Below are 3,048 nucleotides of genomic sequence, written 5' to 3' on the forward strand. Positions count from 1 at the left end.
GATAGGTTAATTTACCTGGTCAATATTCAGTGCGTATAACTGCGTTTATCTGGTCAATATTGAGTGCGCGCCAACAGTTTTGTACCTTTGTTCGTCAGATAAGTCCGATGAAGCGTAATGACATTGCCAGCAGAATCTTTGACAACCGTTAGCATGGTCGGCAGCAATCCACGCATCACACGCTTGTCATTGACCGATTCCCAGAACTCCATTTTGGTATGCAGGCGAACTGACTTATCAATTTGATCCAGATCCGTAAATGGAACACGATTTTGCAAATAACGCCATGCGGCATCGTTGCGTTTCATCCATTGTGACTGCATCCAGGCTTTTTTCAGATTGATGGTATTCCTGCGGATTTCATCGGCAGTTAATTCATCCTCTTGTGCTGTGAAGACTTTTTTGACAGGCGTAATTACAATATCGTTGCCTTTCAACAATGCAAACACATCGGCATAGGACAAATCTAATACCTCGTGAATTAATTGCATTCCGTTTCCTGCCCCGCAATGCTTACAGATCCAATTGCCTTTGCCACGGTAATTGGTGAAACGGAACGCTTTTTCTTTCCCGCAAATAGGACACATAAAATGCTTGTTCTTGTCCTTCGTAAAAAAATACGTCGGGAACGAGTCGATTTTTTTAAGGGTCTCTTCCCAATCAATTTTGAGGGGGTCAAACGGTTGATAATGTTGCTGCATATTGATCCTTTCTCAAAAGTGTTGATCAAAGTGGTCCATCACAAATCCAACTTTGGTGGACAAAAAAAACCCACTAAACATCTAGTGGGTTGGGTTAGAACAGAGACTGCTCTACAACATCAGCAAGGCTTAAAAAGCCTATATGTTGTCACTGTGTCGTACGTCTCAAAACGGAATATCATCGTCCATGTCAGCAAAACTCGGCGCAGTACGTTGATTTGCTGTCTGACGTGGTGCGGCAGGCGCTGCTGATCGTTGAGCCGGTGAAGTAGACTGATTCACTGGAGCGGATGGAGGCGTCCGATTTGATCGGTGCTCATCGGAATCCTGATGGTCATTGCCTGGTGCTCTACCGCCTAACATTTGCATCGTGTCTGCTTTAACGTCAGTAGCGTATTTTTCAACGCCGTCTTTGTCAGTGTATTTCCGCGTGCGAAGGCTACCTTCAACATAGACCTGTGACCCTTTCTTCAGATACTGACCGGCAATTTCAGCTAGCTTGCCAAAGAAAGTAATGCGATGCCATTCGGTCTGTTCTTTTTTCTCGCCGGTGGCTTTGTCTTTCCAGCTTTCTGTCGTGGCAACGGTGATACTGGTCATGGCGTCGCCGCTAGGCATATAACGGGTTTCAGGATCACGTCCGAGGTTACCGATGATTTGTACTTTATTAAGTGAAGCCATAATTGTTCCTTTTGGTTATTGTGCAGTGATCGACCACTGCCATTTAAGTTTCATGACCGGTTTCCAGTCTTTATCGAAAATGGGCTCCTTGGTCTTTTTGTTAATGAGTTGTACTTCTTTCTGTTCGAGTCGTTGCACTTGAATATTGTCACCAATTTTTGCATTGATCAGCGAAAGAGCTTCCTTCAATCCTTCGCCTTGAATTACTTTGGGTCCAAAATTGGCGGTATCAAGCGTGATCGCAAAGTTCGTGTAGGACTGCCCTGGCTTGTCATTGTCAGGAAAAAGCTGATCACCCATCTTGATCAATTTTCCTACGTCCGGCCTCCTACGTTTCGTTGGCTCTGTCATCGGCTTTGGTAACGCAGCAGCTTCTGCAAACCGTGTTGGTAAGCTTGGCGGTGTATTGACTTGCTTAACAGGTTCGACTGTTGTCACTTCAGGAGCTTGGGAGAGTCCGTCTTTGATGAATAGCTCGATTGCCACCAACGTGCTCACATTTTTATAGGTCGCGACGTTGACCCACATCAGTCCGTTGGTTGGGAGGAGTTTCCTTCCCAGATCAGGGTGAACAGTGAGTTTAGATTGGTAGGTCTGTTTAGACACTGTCACCACGCGAGCAGGAGTTTCAGTGAATTGATATTCCACACCATTGAGATCCATCATGGTTGTTATTGGTTCTGGTGGAGTAGATGGGGTGATGATGGGACTCGGTGGATTCGCACGATCTTGAGTGGATGATACCGGGACGTTTTTGATTGTGGTCACCTCCTTCGCCTTTTGACTGGATTGGCACATATGCACCAAATCAGAAAAACTCCGGAGAACCAATTTACATAGCCAGGTGAAAGGGACAAAGGTCGTTGTCATTTAATCTCCTCTGGGGAACATTTCAAAGCTGCAAAGTTTGACCCGTAAAGCGTCACAGTCTGCTGCAATGAGGGGGTGATGTCTTAATGCATGCAAGATGGTGAGATAACTATCACCTTCATAGACATTTTTTTGATTGGAATTTTCGTACTGTAGTACGAGTTCGAGAGGAATCGTGCTGATCCAATAGCCTAAGAGCCAGCCCAAGGTCGCTTCATAATCCTTTTGAAGTGATTTGGGAACGGTCTTCGTTTTTAAGCGTTGCTCAAAAATATCAACGACGTTTTGCCAAGTGGCAGCAATGAGTCCAATCGAAATAATTTCCCAGTCTTGTTCAGACCAATTAGCCGGGTGCGGAATGTCGAGTAAGACAACATCCACTTTTTCATCTTCAGCTAATTCTGGGGGTAATAAATCAGGGAAGAAATCAATCTGATTTTTAGTGGTGAATAAATTCGTGCTAACTTGCGACCCATTAAACAGCGGTGGATCGCAACAACTGCTATTTTTCATGTGCTTCTCCTAAAATAAATTGAGAAGCACCCAGAGGGTTGCTTCCCTCTGGGGTAAAACGCGCAATGCGTTCATTTAACGATGCTAGTTACCTAGCTGAAATTCTGTAGCAATTGAATGCTAATTTGCATACTAACTTGGCAGGAAGTAAGTAGATTGACGATATGAGCGTATGTAAATCGGTGCTTTCTTTATTTTGATCAAAATTGACATCCTCCCCGCCCTAAAGGACGGGGATTCCTACGGCGCTGCGCGATGATTTGCGAGTCGCTTCGGCGGGTTC

At 44.9% G+C, this 3,048-nt stretch carries 4 protein-coding genes and 1 pseudogene; all 5 read right to left on the minus strand.

Annotated features, from left to right (window positions below):
- Positions 1–53 precede the first annotated feature (53 nt).
- On the minus strand, positions 54–491 hold the full coding sequence (locus QN395_RS21080) for a hypothetical protein (RefSeq protein ID WP_323493003.1): 438 nt from the start codon (positions 489–491) through the stop codon (positions 54–56).
- 9 nt (positions 492–500) lie between these two features.
- A pseudogene (locus QN395_RS21730) lies at positions 501–701 on the minus strand (primase-helicase zinc-binding domain-containing protein); the annotation flags it as partial.
- Between the two features lie 165 nt (positions 702–866).
- The gene (ssb, locus tag QN395_RS21085; protein WP_323493002.1) at positions 867–1,382 is read right to left on the minus strand and encodes a single-stranded DNA-binding protein; all 516 of its coding nucleotides are present in this window, start codon (positions 1,380–1,382) and stop codon (positions 867–869) included.
- A gap of 15 nt (positions 1,383–1,397) precedes the next feature.
- Positions 1,398–2,252 (minus strand): hypothetical protein, encoded by an 855-nt coding sequence (locus QN395_RS21090; protein WP_323493001.1) that lies wholly within the window; start codon positions 2,250–2,252, stop codon positions 1,398–1,400.
- On the minus strand, positions 2,253–2,765 hold the full coding sequence (locus QN395_RS21095; protein ID WP_323493000.1) for a hypothetical protein: 513 nt from the start codon (positions 2,763–2,765) through the stop codon (positions 2,253–2,255). It abuts the gene before it with no gap.
- Positions 2,766–3,048 lie beyond the last annotated feature (283 nt).

Origin of the sequence: Undibacterium sp. RTI2.2 (assembly GCF_035018705.1) — a bacterium.
Taxonomy (GTDB): Bacteria; Pseudomonadota; Gammaproteobacteria; order Burkholderiales; family Burkholderiaceae_D; genus Undibacterium.

Excerpts from the sequence above, each read along its gene's own strand:
- QN395_RS21080 (WP_323493003.1), bottom strand. The coding sequence starts at position 491 with ATGCAATTAATTCACGAGGTATTAGATTTGTCCTATGCCGATGTGTTT.
- ssb (WP_323493002.1), bottom strand. The coding sequence starts at position 1,382 with ATGGCTTCACTTAATAAAGTACAAATCATCGGTAACCTCGGACGTGAT.
- QN395_RS21090 (WP_323493001.1), bottom strand. The coding sequence starts at position 2,252 with ATGACAACGACCTTTGTCCCTTTCACCTGGCTATGTAAATTGGTTCTC.
- QN395_RS21095 (WP_323493000.1), bottom strand. The coding sequence starts at position 2,765 with ATGAAAAATAGCAGTTGTTGCGATCCACCGCTGTTTAATGGGTCGCAA.